Here is a 19,148-nt window from a genome sequence, read left to right on the forward strand (position 1 = left end):
TGATAAGCGTACAATATGACTTATACGAAACGCCTTCACCCAAGGGTAAGAAGACAAAAAAGAGCTATCCTGTTACAGGATAGCTCTTTATATATAATGTATAAGAAAGTCGTTTATTAATAACGATCGTTACGTCGGTCTCCACGATCTCCACGATCCTGACGAGGACCACGGTCTCCGCGATCACCACGTTCCGGTCTCGGACCTCTTTCGGGTCTCGGCGGACGTTCTTCGTAACCTTCCGGCTTCGGTAGTAACACTTTGCGAGAAAGTTTGAACTTACCGGTCTTTGCATCGATGTCTACCAGTTTCACCTGAATAGTGTCGCCTTCTTTCAAACCTGCCTGTTCTACTGTTTCCAGACGAGCCCAGTCGATTTCAGAGATGTGCAACAGACCGTCTTTGCCCGGCATAAATTCAACGAATGCACCGTAAGGCATGATAGAAGATATCTTTCCTTCGTATACTTCACCGATTTCAGGAACGGCAACGATACCCTTGATCGCTCTGATAGCAGCATCGATCGTATCTTTGTTTGTTCCGGAGATTTCGATCTTACCTACACCGTCAACTTCTTCGATCGTGATAACAGCACCTGTCTTTTCCTGAATACCCTGGATGATCTTTCCACCCGGGCCGATCACTGCACCGATGAACTCTTTACCGATCGTCATAGATTCGATACGCGGAGCATGCGGTTTCAGTTCAGCACGTGTTTCCGGCTGAGCTTCCATGATCTTTCCTAAGATATGCATACGGCCTTCTCTTGCCTGAGCCAGTGCGTTTTCAAGGATTTCGTATGATAAACCGTCTACCTTGATATCCATCTGAGTGGCAGTGATGCCGTCTGCTGTACCTGTTACCTTAAAGTCCATATCTCCCAGGTGGTCTTCGTCTCCTAAGATATCCGACAGGATAGCATAGTTCTGACCTTTGTTCTCAGAGATAAGACCCATTGCGATACCTGATACCGGTTTTTTCATCGGAACGCCGGCATCTCTCAATGCCAGTGTACCGGCACAAACAGTTGCCATAGAAGAAGAACCGTTTGATTCCAGAATATCAGAGATCACGCGTATAACATAAGGATAATTATCAGGGATCATGCGCTTCAAAGCGCGGTGAGCCAGGTTGCCATGACCTACTTCGCGACGTCCTACGCCACGTGATGCTTTAGCTTCACCTGTAGAGAACGGAGGAAAATTATAATGTAATAAGAAACGTTCTTTGCTGTGGTTCAGTACGTCGTCAACCATCTTTTCATCGGCTTTGGTTCCGAGTGTAACAGTTGTCAGTGACTGAGTTTCACCGCGTGTGAAGACTGCAGATCCGTGAGGTCCCGGAAGATAATCCGTTTCGATCCAGATCGGACGGATTTCAGTAGTCTTACGACCGTCCAGACGCTTTCCTTCGTCAAGGATAGCACGGCGCATGGCTTCTTTTTCTACATCGTGGTAGTAACGGCCGATCATTTCAGCCTTGGCTTCCAACTCTTCTTCAGAGAAGTTAGCTTTATATTCGTCTACGATTGCCTGGAAAGCATCGAAGCGCTGGTGTTTGTCTGTGCCTGATGTGGCAACAGCGTATGCTTTTGCGAAACATTTATCGTGTACGTCTTTGCGCAGTTCTTCGTCGTTTTCTTCGTGGCAATATTCACGTTTAACGAGTTTGCCGCAAGCTTCCGACAGCTCGAGCTGAGCCTGGCACTGTGCTTTAATTGCTTCGTGAGCGACTTTGATTGCTTCCAGCATGTCTGCTTCCTGTACTTCAGACATTTCGCCTTCAACCATCATGATATTGTCGATCGTCGCAGCAACCATCATGTCGATATCTGCTTTTTCCAATTCAGAGAATGTCGGGTTGATAATAAATTTACCGTCGACACGTGCTACGCGAACTTCAGAGATCGGTCCGTTGAAAGGTATATCGGAAACAGCTAAAGCAGCTGATGCTGCTAAACCAGCCAAAGCATCCGGCATATCTTCGCCGTCAGCAGAGAATAATATAACGTTTACATATACTTCTGCGTGGTAATTGTCCGGAAATAACGGACGCAACGCGCGGTCAACGAGGCGCGATGTCAGGATTTCATAATCTGAAGCCTTTCCTTCTCTTTTTGTAAAACCTCCGGGAAAACGGCCAAATGCGGAGTACTTTTCTTTGTATTCAACTTGCAGCGGCATGAAGTCAACACCGGGATTTGCATCTTTAGCGGCACAAACAGTAGCCAGCAACACTGTGTTGCCCATACGAACGGTAACCGCACCGTCCGCCTGTTTAGCCAATTTCCCGGTCTCGATGGTGATGGTTCTTCCATCAGCCAACTCGATCGTCTTGTTAATTGGATTAAGCATAATCTTCTTTCTTATTTTTCTATCTGTAAAAATTGGTGCAAATGTAATGAAAGTTTACCTGTAAACACATGAAAATGAAAATAAAAAACATCAGAAAAGCCCTTTTTTATAAAAATAAAGGGAAGATTTTACGAATAATAGTGCCACAATTGTAAAATAATGTATATTTGCATCGGAATTACGAACATTGTAAAGGAAATTAGGATGAAACAAATATCTGCACGACTACTGGTTCTTTTCGGAATAAGTATGCTGTTGTTTACGGCATGCAACAACACTTCTGATTTTACTGTGAAAGGGGTTGTATCCGGCGCTGACGGCCAGACCATGTATTTGGAAAATGTCGGTATATCAAATGTTGAATTGTTGGATTCTGTCAAGCTCACAGCTGCAGGTAAGTTCAAATTCACTCATAAACGTCCGGACTTTCCGGATTTCTATCGTTTGCGACTGAATAATCAGAAGATCAATTTTGCGATCGATTCGGTCGAGACGATCACTTTTGCTGCCGATGCGGGAACATTCGCCACTTCTTATTCGGTGGAAGGATCGGAGAACTGCAAGGCGATCAAAGCGATTACACTGGCTCAGCTCGATGCTAACCAGGCGATCGGACGTTTGCGCAAAGAATATGAAGATAAACATATCGCAGATACGACTTACCGTGCAAGATTAATAGAAACGGCTGAAGCTTACAAGGATGTGGCCCGTAAGTACATCTATTCGGCTCCGATGTCGACAGCAGCTTATTATGCGTTGTTCCAGCAGATTGACGGATTGCTGTTCTTTGATCTGTACGACAGAGACGATGTGAAGGCTTATGGAGCGGTAGCTACCAGCTACGATCATTTTTATCCCGGAAGTCCGCGTTCGAAACATCTTTATAACCTGACATTACAGTCTATGAAGGTTCTTCGTGCACAACGTCCGGTGAACCTGGATGACGTGAAAACGACCGAGGTGAGTTTCTTGGATATCGAATTGCCGAATCTGAAAGGGGAAGTAGTAAAACTATCTTCTGTAGCGGAAGGGAAACCTGTGATCATTAATTTTACGGCTTACCAGGCTGAGTGGTCTCCGGCACTGAATATGGCCTTAGGTGAATTATATACGAAATATCATGGTCAGGGATTGGATGTCTATCAGGTATCGCTTGACTCTGATGTCCATTTCTGGAAGAATGCCGCATCCAATCTTCCCTGGGTGGCCGTGCGGGATCCGCAGTCGGTTTATTCCCAGATCGCAGGACTGTATAATGTAAAGCAATTGCCTGCTATCTTTATCCTTGACCGTAAAGGTAACCTGGTGAAACGGGTGGATGATGTGAAAAACCTGGAAGCGGATGTAAAAGCAGTACTTTAATGTAGTACGCTAACAATCAGATTTATATGTTGTAAAGCACTTGCGCTGGTTTGTGCATCTTGAAAAGATGTCTTATCTTTGCATTGTCTTAAATAAAGAGAAAGAGGAGTTCCGGCCATGTTCTGGTCGGGATTCTTTTTTTATTATGTAGTAATAAACATTAATTTAAAAATCAATAATTAGGAGGAATTAATATGGCTGTTAGTTATATGACAGAAGACGGCTACAACAAGATTTTAGCTGAAATCAACTATTTGGAAACCGTGAAGCGTCCCGAAATTTCTGCCCAGATTGCTGAAGCCAGAGATAAGGGTGACTTGTCTGAAAATGCAGAATATGATGCAGCAAAGGAGGCTCAGGGTATCATGGAAGCGAAGCTGGCCCAGTTGAAAGGTCTGATTTCTAATGCACGTCTGATTGATGAATCACGTGTTCAGACAAATGAAATTCAGATTCTGAACAAGGTAAAGATCAAGAATACGAAAAATAATGCTGTAATGACATATACATTGGTTTCTGACTCTGAAGCGAACCTGAAAGAAGGTAAGATCGCTGTCAGTACTCCGATCGCCAAAGGGCTGATGGGTAAGAAGGTCGGTGACGTGGTGGAAATCAAAGTCCCATCCGGATTGATGACCTTTGAAGTTATGGAAATTTCAATTTAATACAATAAGATATGGCAACAATATTCAGTAGAATAGTGGCAGGTGAAATACCTTGCCATAAGGTTGCGGAAGACGAAGAATTCTTTGCCTTCCTGGATATAAATCCAGTCGCAAAAGGTCATACATTGGTTATTCCGAAGCAGGAAACAGACTATATTTTTGACTTGGAAGACCCATTGCTAGGGCGAATGATGGCCTTTGCCAAACGTGTGGCGCGTGCTCAGGAAGCAGTTATCCCCTGTAAGCGTGTAGGGGTAGCTGTGATGGGGTTGGAAGTGCCTCATGCACATATTCATCTAATCCCTATAACCAAGGAATCGGATATGTATTTTGGAGGAGAAAAAAAGACAATAACTCAGGATGAGTTGGCAGAGGTTGCTGCCTTGATAAGAAAAGCTTACAAATAATTCGATAAAGTTTTTTTTATTGAAAATTATACCTATATTTGTAACCACTATTACTGCAAGTCTCAAAACGGCAGTGATAGTGGTTTTTTAAATGATTCATTAGTGGTTTTTACTCATAAATTTGTTAACCTTAGAAGAAAGGCCCCTCTGAGACAGAGCGGCCTTCTTTTTTTAAACACACAAATTATAAACAAGTTTTTTATCTAATCTTTTATATATGTATTGAGTAGGTGTTATGCCAGAGGTATGGGCTGAGTGCAGGTAATCCTACGTTTACAAAATAAATGATACATCCTGCAACTGCGATCAACCATAAAACTAACAATGTCCATTTGGCTGAGGTGGGTAATGGTTTTAAATTGAATAGTTGTCCACATACTGCATAAAGTAATGCGATTGCAGGAATACCTATTAATAAAATTACGCCGATACAGCCGATTACAGCCATGTAAACAGGTACTCCGCTATACAGATCCCATCCGAAAGGTGAAAGCTGATATAAAACGCTTGCTCCGCCTCCGACTAAGGCTACAGTCACAATGAACAATATAAAAACGATGAGCAAAAGAGGAGGTAGCAGGATAATTCCGGCTAAGACAGCTCCGAATTTTAGTAGGAAGCCGAATACTGTAACAAACAGATCAGCTAGTTTCTGAAAAAAATTTCGAGGTTTGTCAGAACTGATATAATCGTTTACATTACTGGATACCTTTTCGAAACCATCTGTGACTGTTTGTCCAATCGTTTCGAGTGTGACACTCTTTCCTCGCATGATCAGACGGTCGGCTGCTGTTCTTGCTACTGGCATAACCATCCAGAGTATAATGTACAGCAGAGCCATCCAGTGCACGAACGGGATGAACAACAGCAAGATCATGGCTAATCTGACAGCAGTAGTGTCCCAGCCCATATAGGCGGCGATACCTGCGGCAACACCACCGATTACACGGTTGTCCGGATCACGCATCAGTTTCTTCTTGCCGGTGATAACCTGTTCCTGAAAAACGCGTTTTTTAGCGTTCTCTTTTTCTTCTTCAGTTTCTTCCTCTTCAAAAATCTCTTCCGGTTTCCCCATACGATTGATCACTTCTTCCACATGTTCGATCGTGATCACTTCATGTCCTAAACGTACACGTTCGCCGAACAATTCGGAAATGCGCATTTCGAAATCATTCATGATCTCTTCGGATCCTTCCTCTTTACGGAAATGTATACGTAAATTAGAAAGATATTTATCCAACAGCTGGTATGCATCTTCGTCAATGTGGAAAACTGTTCCTCCCAAATTAACTGTAAGCGTCTTCTTCATTGTCTTCAAATTTTAATTGTTCCTAATGTGGTTTATTGTATCATTTAGTTCCTGCCACGAGTTTTCCAGTTCTCCAAGAAATTCTTCTCCCTTTGGAGTGAGTTGATAATACTTGCGGGGCGGCCCCTGAGTCGATTCTATCCACTGATAACTTAACAACTCACTGTTCTTTAACCGGGTTAAGAGAGGATATAGTGTACCTTCTACTACAATCAGTTTTGCTTCCTGTAACTTCTGAATAATGTCAGAGGTGTAAGCCGGTTCTTTTTTGAGAAGTAAGAGGATACAATATTCCAGTGTCCCTTTCCTCATCTGTGATTTTACGTTCTCTGCATTCATCTTTTATTATTTTATGTTGCAAATATATGTATTGCCTATGTACCATGCAATACATACTACTATATTTATTCTATTTTAACATCTGTCAAGTGGAGGTAGGATTACACTTCCGAATCCGCTTTTTGCACAAAAAGTGCAATAGTGTGTAAAAAAAGAAAGGAATGTGTTGCTATTCAGTAGGAAAGCCGTACTTTTGTTGTATCAATTCAAAACGAAGAATTATGGTATATTACCACTATGCAGAGCTAATTCACCGACAGGCTGAAAAATATGGTTCGCGTTCAGCTTTAAAATACCGCGATAATGCGAGCGGAAAATGGTTGAAGATCTCGTGGAGAGAGTTTTCTGAGAAAGTAATGCTTACGGCCAAAGCAATGGCTGAGTTTGGAATAGAGGTGCAGGAGAAGATCGGTATCTATTCCCAGAACATGCCTCAGTGTTTGTTTACTGATTTTGGGGCTTATGGAAACCGGGTGATCTCGATTCCGATGTATGCTACAAATTCTCCGGCGCAGATTGAGTATATCATTAATGATGCGGAGATACATACTTTGTTTGTCGGCGAACAACTTCAGTATAACAATGCTTTTAAAGTACAGAAAGAATCGACTGTGCTAAAGCGTCTGATTGTTTTTGATCCGGCCGTTAAACTGAACCCAGACGATAAGACTTCCATTTATTTTGATGATTTCCTGCGTTTGGGTGATAATGCGCATGCAGAAACGACGGTAAAGATCCGTACCAACGAAGCAAATCCTGATGATGTTGCTACTATAATGTATACGTCAGGCACGACCGGTGAATCGAAAGGAGTGGTTCTTCACCACTTTAATTACCTGGAGGCGATGCGTATCCATGATATTCGTCTGCCGATGGTAAACGATAAAGATTTATCGATGTGTTTTCTTCCGTTGACTCATATTTTTGAGAAGGCATGGACTTACTATTGCCTTCATAAAGGGGTGAAGATCGCTATCAACCAGGATCCGAAGATGATACAAAAGACATTACCGGAGGTTCATCCTACTTTAATGTGTAATGTGCCGCGTTTCTGGGAAAAAGTATATGTCGGCGTTCATGAGAAAATAAACTCTTCGTCACCTTTCCTGAAGAAAATATTCCTGAACGCAATCGAAACCGGACGTTTATATAATCTGGAATACAAGAATAAAGGTATCAAGGCGCCATTATGTCTGAAAGCTAAATTTGAGTTTTATGATAAAACGGTATTTACACTCCTGAAAAAGGTTCTGGGTATCGAGAGAGGTCGTTTATTCCCGGTTGCAGGTGCGCCATTGTCTGATACTGTCAATGAATTTTTGCAGTCTGTCAATATTCCGATAGTATATGGTTATGGTTTGAGTGAAACGACGGCTACTGTTTGTTTCTATCCGGAAATAGGTTTCCAGTTCGGTTCTATCGGCGAAACAATGCCTGGGGTGGAAGTGAAGATCGATGAAAGTAACGGAGAAATCCTTGTAAAAGGGAAGACTGTTACTACCGGTTACTACAACAAACCGGAAGAAAATGCCCGTTCCTTTACCGAAGACGGTTTTTTCCGTACGGGAGATGCCGGACGCCTGGAAGGAAATGTATTATTTTTTACAGAACGTATTAAAGATCTTTATAAGACTTCAAATGGGAAATATATAGCTCCGCAGGCTATCGAGATGGAAATGAGTAGCGATAAATATATCGAGCAGATCGCCGTTATCGGTGACCAGCGTAAGTTTGTCAGTGCTCTGATCGTGCCGTCTTATCCTCTTCTGGAAGAGTATGCTGCGAAAAAAGGGATTGCTTATAATAGTCGTGAGGAGCTTATGACCAATCATGAAATAATTCGCCTCATAGAGTCGCATATCGAAGAACATCAAAAAAATCTGGCTTCGTATGAAAAGATCAAGCGGTTCACTTTATTGCCCCAGCCGTTTACGATGGAGGGACGTGAACTAACAGATACATTGAAATTACGTCGTCCGGTCGTTCTGCAAAAATATGCAGATGAGATTGAAGCGATGTATGCTGAGTGAACTGGCGATTAATTTCTTATCTTTGCACAAAATTTAAAACAAGAACAAGAGTATGATAACATCAGACCAACTACAGAACGTGTTGGAGCGCGAGCAAGCGCTGAGGGGGTATCTTTGACATAGATGGTAAGACCATCCAGTTAGAAGAAGAAGAATTGCGTACGCAGGATCCCGGTTTCTGGGAAGATGCCAAACGGGCGGAAACTCAGATGAAAAAAGTAAGAGAGCTGAAAAAGTGGATTGAACTTTATAATGAGGTGAATGCAGCAGCAGAGGAATTGCAGTTGTCTTATGAATATGTAAAGGAAGAAGTTATTACTGAAGAAGAAGTCGATTCTGCTTATGCCAAGGCTTTGGAGTTGGTAGAGAACCTGGAATTCCGGAATATGCTTCGTGATGAGGCCGACCAGATGAGTTGCGTGCTCAAGATAAATTCCGGAGCAGGAGGAACTGAAAGTCAGGATTGGGCTTCTATGCTGATGCGTATGTATCTGCGTTATGCAGAATCACATAATTATAAAGTATCTATTGCCAACCTGCAGGAAGGTGATGAAGCAGGTATCAAGACTGTCACTATTAATATTGAAGGCGACTATGCTTTCGGTTATCTGAAAAGTGAGAATGGTGTACATCGTTTGGTCCGTGTTTCTCCGTATAATGCACAGGGTAAACGAATGACTTCTTTTGCTTCTGTGTTCGTTACTCCACTAGTGGATGATACGATCGAAGTAAAGGTTGAAACGGCTGCTATTTCATGGGATACTTTCCGGTCAGGCGGTGCAGGTGGACAGAACGTAAATAAGGTAGAATCAGGGGTACGCTTACGCTATCAGTTTAAAGATCCTTATACAGGTGAGGAGGAAGAGATTCTGATTGAAAATACCGAAACGCGTGACCAGCCGAAGAACCGTGAAAATGCGATGCGCCAGTTGCGTTCAATCTTGTACGATAAGGAATTGAAGCATCGTTTAGCAGAGCAGGCAAAGATCGAGGCCGGTAAGAAGAAGATCGAATGGGGATCACAGATCCGTAGTTATGTTTTCGATGACCGCCGCGTAAAAGACCATCGTACAAATTACCAGACATCCGATGTGAATGGCGTCATGGATGGTAAGATCGATGAGTTCATTAAAGCTTATCTGATGGAGTTTGGTGGTGAGGAAACTTCTGAAAAGTAAAGTTTTTAATAGAATACTTGCAAAATCCGATTAAAAGTCGTAATATTGCACCCGATTTCAGAGTAACCCTCTGAAATACCGGTCCTATAGCTCAGTTGGTTAGAGCACCTGACTCATAATCAGGGAGTCCTTGGTTCAAGCCCAAGTGGGACCACGTTGAAAATCAAGCAGTTGCTAAATAAGTGACTGCTTTTTTTGTTTCTATATGTAAACATTGTGAAAACAAATTGTTTTTAGCTCCGTTTCCAAGAGCGAATATGTCGGGATTTTACAATGGCTGTTTGATTAAGGAACTTTTCAGTGAAGGGTGGGAGGGGTACCTGGCCTGCTGATAATATACGCGCTTCTGATCCTGAGATTTTTTTATTTTACATCGTACAAGCTCGCTCATGCGAAGAGGAGAATAGATTGAATGAGATAAAAAAGGAATGGCTGTAAACCATTCCTTTCTATTTAGACTATGCTATTGTTTAAAACTGAAATCCGAGTTTTAGAGATATAGCGTCTGTATTAACTTTGAGTCCACTCTCAGACCAAGCCTGATAGTTATATCCGGCACTGAGCGTCACTGCGTTTTTAGAAGATACTTTCAGACTTGTTCCGATAGCAGGTGTGAACATTAGGCCTTTTGAACCTGATACGCCCTCAGTTAATCCAATGCCCGCGCCTATATCAAATGATGCAAAAATACTCACTTTGGGAGAGACTGGTAGATATCCTTTTATATCAAAGAATATAGGCATTGTTAGCTCACCTTTAGTGTCTATGTCGCTGAGGTATGCATCGAAATTGTAAAAATAGTCGACGCCCAAACCTACACCGGCAAATAGATATTGGTTAAATCTAACGCCGTGAACTGTGTGGAGATTGACTCTGTCCAAAGAAAATGTCCCAATACCGGCAGAGTATCCGCCTAAGACTTCTCCCTGATATTTGTAGCTTTGCCCTTGTGCTCCAAGGGACAAGAAACTGCAGATAAATAATAAAATAAAGTTCTTTTTCATGATGTGTAAATTAATTAGTTAATACTAAATCAAAAACAATCTATAGATTAGAGTGTAGTCCTTGTCTTATCTACCTGTTACTATCATTTTAACGATTTCTGTATAATCTGTAGTACTAATGCTTTTAACATCGGTTGAAGGTATATACATGACAGTATACAGTCTATATCCGGATAGCTTTTTAAAGCCAATCCCCATATCTAAAATGCCGTTGTTGTTATTTCTATAAAAAGTATAAGTCCCTCCTGAATATCCTGCATATTCGTATCTTTCGCTTAAAAAAGCAGTTAGATCACTTAAATATGAACTGTCTACCATTACAGTGGAAGAAGATAGTTTATTATTATTGAAGAAATATACTACTGCTGGGGCTTTGGTGTTAGTAGTATTATAGCTTATAGAATTATAATCTTCAAGATCTGGAGTGCCATACATATTTATTATTTCACTCTTTGTCTTATTCCAATCAATACAAGGTTCCTTATATAAGTCGTAGACCGGAGAAACCTTTACTTCGCAAAGATCATCATTCGCTTTAATAAAGGTATTACCTACATGGTTTGCGGTAACCATTCCGTTGTTGGATACGCTGGCTATAAAATCATTATCAGATGTCCAAGTACATGTTGCACCATACTCTAATTTTATGGTGTCTCCAGCTTTTAGAACTACATTTTTAGGAGTTAGTCCGATACTCTCTTTTTCATCTTCTGAGCAAGATGGCAACATGAAAACAAATGCTGTGATTAGCATCATACATTGTGATAAGTTTTTTTTCATGACATGTAATTTATTATTAATAAAATCAAAAGTGGTTTCTACCAAGCTAGCTACTACTCTACTTACATGCATAAAAAAACGTAGAGCCACCGCCATACGTCATCTAGGCCTCCTACAGCCTACTTACTCAATGGTGCAGCTCTACGCCTGTGGCATAGATACACTAACCCAATGAGTAAGTCTGAAAGCCTGTTGTTGGTCGATGTAGGAGTTCGATGACGATTAGGCTCTTATGTAAAAATATTCCGTTTTCTATCAGAATATTGTGCAAATATACAAAAGGGATGAACAAAGGCAAAGGATAAATGGTAAATATTTACTATTTAGTCATCTGGAAAGATAAGCTAGTAATTGTTTGTAAAAGCTGTTACACAGACTTAACTTATATCCTTCATAACTTTGACTGTTTTATACCTTAAAACTTAACAATTGAAACAAAAGATGAAAAAATAATCTTTTATTTCAGGATCATTCCACCATCGGGAGGCTATTGGTGCAAGTGAAGAAGGTTTTCCTTTAAAATTGAACGCCATTCTATATGCTTCTGCCATGGGATAACCGCCTAATACCCGAAGAACCATTGCTGTTCTTGTTTGGATATCAAGTTCATTTTTAAGGAGTGTCCATCCACTGTGGGTATGGCGCCATGTGCTATACTTATTTAATTTTTTTCTTCTCATGTTTCTTACTTGAGTTTAATTGGTGCTCAATACAACCATAAAGGCCATAGTCAGCAGTTAATGATGTCGGTCTATTTTCTCCAAATTTACAATGCTTCCATTTATAACAGTTCCGGCATGAATGCCGGATACTATTATATTTATGATCAGGTTGAGGACGCTGTTTAATCATAGTCGAACTCTCCCCTCACTACTGGGAAACTCGTCGGAGAACAGAAATGCTCGGCGTTTATTCAGTTCTTTTAAAAATAGGGAAACGCGTTCCTTGCCATTTTGATCGATATCCTTTTTGCTCTTCAAAATTTTGAAACAAAGCCTTGCTAGAATTTCGTCTGAGTTTGCATATTCATATTTTCCACAAACGTGGTTTAGGACATCGCGGTAAAGGCAGTCTAGATTAAAACCAATTAGGTTTTTGTATTGCCGATAATACCTGTCGATTTCTTCGTCGATGAGAAACGATAAAGCTCTCTTATCATAATTTGAATTGTCATAATCCCTCAACCTAAAATATATACGGTCAATGATGTCAGGATAAATCCGTTGTAAATAATCTTTATAGCTAATGATATAAAGCTTAATTGTGTACAAAAACTTTTTCATTTTTTCTGTATCGTGCTCCTTCACACGGGCTTTTAAATTTATAAACATAGTAGTACAAACGCTTTTTCCTAAGCGAAAGGGGTAGAGTTTGCAAAACATCATATTGTTGTTGTTGCTAGGGCATTCTCTTCTGTAGTCATCGTATAACCATTCTAATCGCAATTTTTGCTGTACCGTACGTACCGCATCCGCATATATAGATATGCGGGTGCGGTTAACGGGAACCAAAAGTTTTTTTCTAACGGTATTTTGTGCATCGGTACTTATCATCAGTATCTGACTTATAGATAATTTTTAATTGAAGACATTTTGCGATGTGGCTCTGAGCAGTTCTTTCTTTCACCCCTGCCGCTTCTTCATATTCTTTCTGTAATATCCCGTAATTAAGAGCTTTTTCGTCCAATACTAAGCGCATTACCTTTATCATCTTATCCTCTGCAGTGGGCTTTGGAGGTACGCTAACCAATTCTAATATGGTAGGTAGACCTTCATCGTTGATCTTAAATAGGAAATCGTCAAAGGGTATGTTACGAGTGGCAACAGCCGATGCACGGGTGTTCTCTCCGTCTTTCTGAAGCTGGATAACTGATTCACATTTCTGAGATAATATTGTTCCTAAATGACCTCTTAAATTGCTGTCAGCTAATCCTTTGTTCTCATGTAGGATAGTGGTGATATGACAATTGTATTTGCTACTTAATTCCATCAAGCACTGTACAACATTAGTAGAAGCGTCTATGTCGTTGAAATTGGCACATAAATCGACAGCGCCATCTATAACAACAAATCCAGGTTTATACTTCTCTACTTGGGTCTTGACTATTTCAATCCTCTCCTGAATGCTGCATTCACGTAGAAAAAACACTTTTAGTCGATCATGTTGTTCATTTAGACCGCACATTCGGCAGATGCGTCGAAGTGATTTTTGAACATGATTTTTCCCCATCTCGGTGTCGAACAGTAAAGCGGGTCTTTTCTCATTGCTATTCCCCGTTATTACTCCATATTCTCCTTCTAAGTATGCTGTCAGAAGCATATTTGTGAAAAAGGATTTTCGGCTTTTTTGCTTACCTCCAATAACAGAGATGTTTCCGACAGAGGCTATAAGAATATCCTTTACTGCTAGTAGGGCAACAGAATTTTCTATTCTATCTGCATAATTGATCAATAGATTATCGCCTAATGCCTCAACTGGCTGTTTGAACGCTTCGCCAAATTCCTGCTTAATCATAATTTACCTCCTTTCTTGCACTTTAAAGCCTCATCTATTTCATCTGAAAAGAAAAATACTCGTTTACCTACTTCATAGAATGGGACTTTCCCTGAGTTTTTTAACTTTTGGAAAGTGGAAGGTGCGCATCCAACATAAGCGGCACCATTCCGGATTCCAAACAATTTAATTTTGCCCTTTGTCTCCTCAACAATTGGTTGAGAAATTAGGGACGATTCTAGTGCCTTTTTTACTGCACTTTCAATCTGTTGTTCTAGATATAATTTCATATCCATACCTTATTATTAAAAAAAATGATTCGCCCCGATACTGATCAGCTATCGGTTTGATTGGTACAAAGGTATAAATTGGTTATGATATGTAATGTGTTGATTTTCTGAAAAATACGTAGTTGTGCTTGCGGATTTACGTAAGCATAATTACATACCTGGATAATAAATAAAAATGGGGTCTAATTTTGTATCTTTTGGTAGTTTTGGATTAGGAAATTCCGTTTTATGATTTTTATTCCAGCCTCGAAAATTCTGAAATTTGCTTTCAGGGATATCTATGTTCAGAAACTTACAGATAAAGTCTCTTTCTGTTGTTGGACATTTCTCTCCTTGGATATATAGATCACAATCCTTTATAAAATAGTGGAGAGCTGTAAATCTTTTCATTATGTCGTTGATGAAACTACTTCTATCGCTTCCCCCTTGCTTCTTATCAGCAAATCTCGTATACTTATCAAGAGATTCGATTATAATCTCTTTTAGTGTCTCGAAGACTATTCCATTATAGAATATGAGCTCAGACATTTCGTTGTCTATCGTATCAAATCTTTTTGCAATTAGGCTTTTCTTAATTGCAGGGATGAAAGCTCTTTTCATGATAATTAGAGGCATAGGGAAATATTTAGTAGACTTATATGATTCAACTTTTTGGATCGCTCCTCTTTGGATTGTAACTTTTATTTTCTCTGCTTTTGGGGTTGCTGAAAGGCACGCTTTTCGCTCAGTTTGAAGCTTTCCGGGATTAGCATCTCCTTTTAGTATTAATCTATAAAGATAAACTTCATCTTTGTACAAATCGTATAGCAGATATAGATAAAATCTAATTTTTATAATTTCTTTATTATCATCTGATTTCTCAATTCTTCTGCTTCCTACATTTTCTAAAAAGTCATAGAACCGGTTAATTTCTTCGTAAGCGTCTCCCCACACATAAGGATTAAATTTAGAAAGAAGTTGTTTCTCTCTGCTTATAAATCCACTTATCCAAAAAGAGTTATATAGAGCTGTGTCTTTAATATCAATATATTTAAATAGAATGGTTTTTTCGTATCTAAGTAAACGAGTTATTTTTCGGGTAATGAACCTCTTGTCTATTATCCTTTTGATTGTTCTTTTTTTTAATCGTCTTTTCATTAATAATCTTTTATTATACGGTTAATAACATTGAATTAAACAAAACTCTTTTTTGAGGCGAAAAAGGAGCTATATAGCCACCTGTTACATTTTTGTTACTATGCCCCATTGCTTGGGAGATATACCGTTCTGAAACGCCTGCATGTGTCAAATTGGTGGCAAAGCTATGCCTAGCGTAGGTCATTGAAATGGGTTTTGATATTCCTACTTCTTTTGCTGCTTTTTTGAGACGGAAGCCAAAATCCGCATTTAAGTCCTTTACAATTGCTTTTATGTTGGTCGGATTAGTTTCTCCTTTTAGTAAATCCGGAAAAACATAGCTGTCTTTTGATGGAGCTGAGGCGTAGTGATTGAGTATTTCTTCCAGTTCGGGGATAATAGGTATGATAATCTGAATTTCTGATTCAGATGTAGCTTCTGTCTTTTTACGAACAAACATCAACTCTTTGCCCTCACTGTTAAAATAGTGGTCGTTATATGTGAGCAAACAAATATCCATTAGATTCATACCATTGGCTAAATATGAGAAGAGGAACATGTTTACGGCCTCACAAATCCATTTTGTTTGATATTTCTCTCGTTTTTCAGGCGTGTCGTAACCCTTTAATTTGAGGATATCTGAAACGGGAAGATAGGCCTCTGTTTTACTTCTGCCTTTTCTAATAGAAATTTTATTCGTTGCTTTACCAAATGGATATTGGCTTGGTTTTATGTGGCCTTCCGCGATGGCTTTGTTGATCGCAACTCTTATGCCGCGATGGTATATTCCGATTGTTGTTTGTGATCGTCCAGCGTCTATCATTCTTTCAGTCCATTTTTCTATCGTCTCAACTCCTATTTTTGTATAAGGAATATTGGTACCTATGTTTTTAGAAAAACTATTGTAAGCATTCTGATAGCTGTCTGCTGTTCCAGCTCTTCCCTCCTTGCGTAGAGAGTCGATAATTGACTCCCAAAGAGAAGAAAACGTTCCTTGATTACGCTCTTTCAGCACTTGTTTGAGTCGATCAAATGAGAATTGTTCAAGTGAAAACAGTTCGGTGACCTTGCTCACTACTTTATCAAAAATGTCTTCTTGGCTTTTTCTGATTATATTGGCTTTGCTAGTGCCTTTAGCTACATGGAGTTTATCCCACATTTCCAGGTCGCATTGTAAGCCTGTACGGTAATAAAAGCTTTTTCTGTTATAAGTCACTCTTACTGTAACATGAGTTTGTTCAAGCGTACTTCTAGGATCAAGTATGAGTACAATTTTTGCTCCTTCAACTTGCTTGGTGAATAATGCTTCTTTTACGTATTTTCCTATTATTGAACTCATGTGCATAAGATTTAATTATTAAGATGTTTGTGTATTCAAAAATGTAAACATTGTGAAAACATTTTTCTAATACACAGTAAAACTACATAAAACAATTCGAAATAGCAAGTGATTGATAATTAATATTATATGTATTATTTTGATACGTACAAAAACCAATTAAAACAAGGAGAAACGCTGTTTGTGTTACTCATAATCAGGGAGTCCTTGGTTCAAGCCCAAGTGGGACCACAAAAATGAAGCAATTGCATAATTTGCAATTGCTTTTTTTATGCCTTGTGATATTTGTGGCTTAGTAATTGTTTAATAATATACTTTGAAAAGCCTGATTTTGGGTCTAGCGTAGATTAATTTACATATTTTGAATTTTGTTGAAAATGCAGAATTCTAAATTGTTTCCCATAAAAAAGATTTAATCTAGAATTCTGCGTTTGGTAAAAATATTTTAGAAACCATTTACCATTTCAGCAGATGCACCGGCTTCTGTCGGCCATCCGGGGTTTTGGTATAATGGTGAGATGGTATAATCTATATTTCCACTATTCCCCGAAGATGTTATGTTGAACTGGCTCATTCCGATAGGAGACAGATAATAGGCAGCCATCCAGCCGTAACCATTATACAAATTGTTATTGTCTTTTACAATCTGATAGGGTCTTAAATAATTACTGTTAGCTGGGTTCGATACATTAGCATCTTTTGAACTACCGTTGCCGCCGGTATATTTTAATAGAGACTGTCCGGATTCGTCCATATACCAATTTTGCATTTCTCCCCATAATTTAAATCCTTCGACAATATATTTCTGGTTGATTAGCTGATCCATAGACCTCCATCTTCTCAGATCATCCCATCTGAAACCTTCTGACATCAGTTCACATGCCCTTTCTCTGCGGATATTATACATGGTAGCATCTATTAGCTGACCGGCTGTATATGCAGAGAGCAGATGAGATTCTTTTCCCATATCCGTTGCCTGAATTGTTTTGCGGAAGTCAGTATCAATGCCTGCACGTTCCCGGAGTGCTTTCCAGTATTTCTCTGCTGTTCCGTCTATGTTACCGTTTTTTATGTAAGAAGCCTCGATATAATTCAGATATGCTTCTGCAGCCCTGTATTCAATAACGCCAGACTCCTGTACCGGGCCTGTCTTATCGTCGACAGACATTGTCAGACCTTTCTTTATGTCATATCCTGTTACTGATTTATATTCTGCGGTTGTCAGGATCATTGGAGCTGGTAATAAAGCTTTGCTTCCATCTGATTTTATGGAAAGTGCTTCATCCTTGATTTTAAGGAATTGAACTAACCGGTTATCTCTATTTTGTTTGACATTCTTCAGATTTTCATCTCCGGCATATAACGAAGAAGCATAGGCAGGCATTCCATCCTTCATCAGGAAGCTATTGATATAACCTTTGGTATATCCACTTCCTGATCCGCCTTTGCTATGAGCGAATCCGTATCCCAGTCCTCCACCGATTAAGTTAGTCTCACTCCAAAACAGAACTTCCGGATACACAGATAGATCTTTATCTGTGTACATCTGTACATATGGATTATTACTAAACGAATAATCTGTTTGTGTATTTTCGGTTAATGGAATATGGTCGGCTATCTCTTTGGATGCTTCCATACATTCAGTGAGGAAGAAATTAATTTCGTTATCTATATCGATACTAAAATTTGAATTATAGTCTTTTGATACTCCCGGCCAGCCGTTTCCTCCTGGAACAAAAGCTGTCCCTTTGAAGTTTTTCAGCCATGACCCTATGTACAAAGCGGTACGCGATTTGAAGAGTAACGCTGCATCTTTGGTCAATCGGTTACGTTTTATATCGTCGGAAGCGGGAGATGACATTAGTATGATAGCGGAATCCAGATCATTCAGGATAAAGCGTCCGACCTCATTCATCGGACGGCGTTCGTTAGCTTTCACCAATGCTTCTTTGTCTGCTATGTTAATGTTGGTTTTAATGATAGGAAAATCGCCAAATTTTTTAAGTTTTTCAAAATATGCCCTAGCCCTTAACATATACATTTCTCCGATATAGTGCTCTATATCCGTTCTGCTTCCGGAAATTTGACCTGCCTGGTATTTGGGCATTGCATGGTCAAAGAAATAGTTTATGTTATATATTTCTGCGAATTCCCATTCGCCGTCACCATCGCTTACTTTAAGAATGCCTGGAACCCATCTATCCTGATCGCCTTCCGTGGCAACTTGCACATCGGTATTGTTATCTAACTTGAAGACCCCCAGTCCATAACCATCCTTATTATTTGAGTTAAAAGTATAGTTGTCATTTAACTTATAAGCATAACAGGTAATTGCATAAGTCCCTAATTGTTCTGAAGTTGAGAAATACACTTCAGGGGTGATCTTATCAAGAGGCTCACGATCGAGAAAATCGTTACAGGAAATGAGAGAAAGAGCCGTTGCTAATATATAATAGACTTTTTTCATATTGATTCTATTTTT

General features: G+C 39.6%; 17 protein-coding genes and 1 tRNA gene. 6 read left to right on the forward strand and 12 right to left on the reverse strand.

Features of this window, described 5'->3' with window-relative positions:
- Positions 1-116 precede the first annotated feature (116 nt).
- The gene (gene pnp / locus DWW23_RS21515; protein ID WP_122356043.1) at positions 117-2,354 is read right to left on the reverse strand and encodes a polyribonucleotide nucleotidyltransferase; all 2,238 of its coding nucleotides are present in this window, start codon (positions 2,352-2,354) and stop codon (positions 117-119) included.
- Positions 2,355-2,558: 204 nt separating this feature from the next.
- Between pnp and DWW23_RS21520 the strand changes: the two genes are divergently transcribed.
- The 3 genes from DWW23_RS21520 to DWW23_RS21530 all read left to right on the forward strand — a co-directional run bounded on the left by DWW23_RS21520 (position 2,559) and on the right by DWW23_RS21530 (position 4,788).
- The gene (locus DWW23_RS21520; RefSeq protein WP_122356122.1) at positions 2,559-3,716 is read left to right on the forward strand and encodes a TlpA disulfide reductase family protein; all 1,158 of its coding nucleotides are present in this window, start codon (positions 2,559-2,561) and stop codon (positions 3,714-3,716) included.
- Between the two features lie 194 nt (positions 3,717-3,910).
- The gene (gene greA / locus DWW23_RS21525; protein ID WP_122356045.1) at positions 3,911-4,381 is read left to right on the forward strand and encodes a transcription elongation factor GreA; all 471 of its coding nucleotides are present in this window, start codon (positions 3,911-3,913) and stop codon (positions 4,379-4,381) included.
- A gap of 11 nt (positions 4,382-4,392) precedes the next feature.
- Entirely contained in the window at positions 4,393-4,788 is a 396-nt protein-coding gene (locus DWW23_RS21530; RefSeq protein WP_122356047.1) for an HIT family protein, read from the forward strand.
- A 211-nt stretch (positions 4,789-4,999) separates the two neighbouring features.
- Here the strand turns inward: DWW23_RS21530 and DWW23_RS21535 are convergent, their stop codons facing one another.
- Both DWW23_RS21535 and DWW23_RS21540 read right to left on the reverse strand, forming a co-directional pair.
- Positions 5,000-6,097, reverse strand: coding sequence for a PspC domain-containing protein (locus DWW23_RS21535; protein WP_122356049.1), 1,098 nt, complete (start codon positions 6,095-6,097; stop codon positions 5,000-5,002).
- Between the two features lie 12 nt (positions 6,098-6,109).
- Complete coding sequence (locus DWW23_RS21540) at positions 6,110-6,436, reverse strand: PadR family transcriptional regulator (protein ID WP_122356051.1); 327 nt, start codon at positions 6,434-6,436, stop codon at positions 6,110-6,112.
- Between the two features lie 221 nt (positions 6,437-6,657).
- Between DWW23_RS21540 and DWW23_RS21545 the strand changes: the two genes are divergently transcribed.
- The 3 genes from DWW23_RS21545 (at position 6,658) to DWW23_RS21555 (ending at position 9,798) form a co-directional block, all read left to right on the forward strand.
- The gene (locus tag DWW23_RS21545; protein WP_122356053.1) at positions 6,658-8,466 is read left to right on the forward strand and encodes a long-chain fatty acid--CoA ligase; all 1,809 of its coding nucleotides are present in this window, start codon (positions 6,658-6,660) and stop codon (positions 8,464-8,466) included.
- A 52-nt stretch (positions 8,467-8,518) separates the two neighbouring features.
- Positions 8,519-9,644 (forward strand): peptide chain release factor 2 gene (prfB, locus tag DWW23_RS21550; protein ID WP_122356055.1). Its coding sequence is split into 2 segments (ribosomal slippage): positions 8,519-8,581 and positions 8,583-9,644, totalling 1,125 coding nucleotides; the frame shifts between segments, so codons are not numbered across the junction.
- An 80-nt stretch (positions 9,645-9,724) separates the two neighbouring features.
- Positions 9,725-9,798 (forward strand) — tRNA-Ile (locus tag DWW23_RS21555).
- A gap of 316 nt (positions 9,799-10,114) precedes the next feature.
- On the opposite strand, the gene DWW23_RS21560 is transcribed toward DWW23_RS21555, so the two are convergent.
- From DWW23_RS21560 to DWW23_RS21600, 9 genes are all read right to left on the reverse strand, one after another.
- Positions 10,115-10,648: a hypothetical protein gene (locus DWW23_RS21560; RefSeq protein WP_122356057.1), complete on the reverse strand. Its 534-nt coding sequence runs from the start codon at positions 10,646-10,648 to the stop codon at positions 10,115-10,117.
- A gap of 66 nt (positions 10,649-10,714) precedes the next feature.
- Positions 10,715-11,524, reverse strand: coding sequence for an Ig-like domain-containing protein (locus DWW23_RS21565; RefSeq protein WP_122356059.1), 810 nt, complete (start codon positions 11,522-11,524; stop codon positions 10,715-10,717).
- A 326-nt stretch (positions 11,525-11,850) separates the two neighbouring features.
- On the reverse strand, positions 11,851-12,108 hold the full coding sequence (locus DWW23_RS21570; RefSeq protein ID WP_122356061.1) for a hypothetical protein: 258 nt from the start codon (positions 12,106-12,108) through the stop codon (positions 11,851-11,853).
- Between the two features lie 168 nt (positions 12,109-12,276).
- A complete protein-coding gene (locus tag DWW23_RS21575) occupies positions 12,277-12,981 on the reverse strand; it encodes a hypothetical protein (RefSeq protein WP_122356063.1) in 705 nt (234 codons plus the stop codon).
- Entirely contained in the window at positions 12,950-13,942 is a 993-nt protein-coding gene (locus tag DWW23_RS21580; protein WP_122356065.1) for an AAA family ATPase, read from the reverse strand. The genes DWW23_RS21575 and DWW23_RS21580 overlap by 32 nt, the downstream gene beginning before the upstream one ends.
- A complete protein-coding gene (locus DWW23_RS21585; RefSeq protein ID WP_122356067.1) occupies positions 13,939-14,217 on the reverse strand; it encodes a hypothetical protein in 279 nt (92 codons plus the stop codon). The genes DWW23_RS21580 and DWW23_RS21585 overlap by 4 nt, the downstream gene beginning before the upstream one ends.
- 144 nt (positions 14,218-14,361) lie before the next feature.
- Positions 14,362-15,348 (reverse strand): hypothetical protein, encoded by a 987-nt coding sequence (locus DWW23_RS21590; protein WP_122356069.1) that lies wholly within the window; start codon positions 15,346-15,348, stop codon positions 14,362-14,364.
- A gap of 13 nt (positions 15,349-15,361) precedes the next feature.
- A complete protein-coding gene (locus DWW23_RS21595) occupies positions 15,362-16,666 on the reverse strand; it encodes a site-specific integrase (protein WP_158583222.1) in 1,305 nt (434 codons plus the stop codon).
- Positions 16,667-17,111: 445 nt separating this feature from the next.
- Complete coding sequence (locus tag DWW23_RS21600; protein WP_158583223.1) at positions 17,112-19,133, reverse strand: RagB/SusD family nutrient uptake outer membrane protein; 2,022 nt, start codon at positions 19,131-19,133, stop codon at positions 17,112-17,114.
- Positions 19,134-19,148: the final 15 nt, after the last annotated feature.

The sequence above is a fragment of the Parabacteroides sp. AF14-59 genome, from assembly GCF_003479515.1.
Taxonomy (GTDB): domain Bacteria; phylum Bacteroidota; class Bacteroidia; order Bacteroidales; family Tannerellaceae; genus Parabacteroides; species Parabacteroides faecis.